The organism is Vibrio sp. Vb0888, from assembly GCF_033338835.1.
In the GTDB taxonomy this organism is placed as follows: Bacteria; Pseudomonadota; Gammaproteobacteria; order Enterobacterales; family Vibrionaceae; genus Vibrio; species Vibrio alginolyticus.
The window spans coordinates 1-1,143 of record NZ_JAWOTL010000239.1; the positions used below are offsets into that span (position 1 = coordinate 1).

At 46.8% G+C, this 1,143-nt stretch carries 2 protein-coding genes; both read left to right on the forward strand.

From position 1 onward, the window contains the following. On the forward strand, positions 1 to 601 hold a 601-nt coding region (locus R7P72_RS25310), incomplete at its 5' end, for an ABC transporter permease (protein WP_318111000.1). 2 nt (positions 602 to 603) lie between these two features. Then, positions 604 to 1,143, forward strand: a 540-nt coding sequence (locus R7P72_RS25315; RefSeq protein WP_411912909.1) for an ABC transporter permease, incomplete at its 3' end; no start/stop codon positions are given.

Below are 1,143 nucleotides of genomic sequence, written 5' to 3' on the forward strand. Positions count from 1 at the left end.
CGTTGCGTATCTGTTAGCAAACTTGCCAGACAAACGCGCCAACTTGCTGTTGATTGTGGTGCTACTGCCTTTTTGGACGTCACTATTGGTCCGTACGACCTCTTGGATTGTGTTGTTGCAAAATCAGGGGGTGATTAATGATTTACTGATTTGGTCTGGTTTAACGTCTGAGCGAATTCAGATGATACACAATACCTTTGGTACGGTTGTTTCTATGGTACACATCTTATTGCCTTTTATGATTCTGCCGCTCTACAGTGTAATGAAAGGCATCAGTCCAACGTATTTCCGCGCTGCTCGTTCCTTAGGGGCGTCCCCTCTTGTTGCATTCGTCAAAGTCTACATGCCGCTTACTTTACCGGGTATTGGCGCTGGAGCGTTGCTCACGTTCATTCTTTCGATTGGTTTTTACATTACGCCGGCACTCGTGGGCGGAAGGAGTGGGCAAATGATCTCCAATATGATTGCGTACCACATGCAAACCTCGCTCAACTGGGGAATGGCGGGGGCGTTAGGTGGGCTGCTTTTGTTTGTCGTGCTCGCGCTGTTTTATGTGTTTAACCGTGTGGTTGGCATAAATAACATTAAGGTAGGAGGATAACCATGGCACTACCAAACTACGCTTCAAAAAGTGAGAGAATGGCTTACGCAGGCTACTTGGTATTTTGTGGACTGGTGCTGTTCTTTCTCATTGCGCCTATTCTGACAATCATCCCCTTGTCGTTTAATGCCACCCCTTATTTTACGTTTACAGAAGGTATGCTGAACTTGGACGCAGACGCCTATTCTGTACGCTGGTATCAAGAAATGTTCACCAATGAGCAGTGGTTATTAGCACTCAAAAACAGCACGTTTATTGCGCTCATGGCTACCTTGATCGCGACGGGTTTGGGTACGTTAGCCGCATTGGGGCTAGCCAACAGCAATTTGCCGTTTAGAAATGCCATTATGGCGTTGCTGATTTCTCCAATGATTGTGCCTGTGATTATTTCTGCCGCTGCGATGTATTTTTTCTACACTCGGTTGGGTTTATCTCAGACTTATTTTGGCATTATCTTAGCGCATGCCGCGCTAGGTACGCCTTTTGTCGTGATCACAGTGAGCGCGACGCTGAGTGGTTTTGATCAAAGCCTCGTCAAAGCG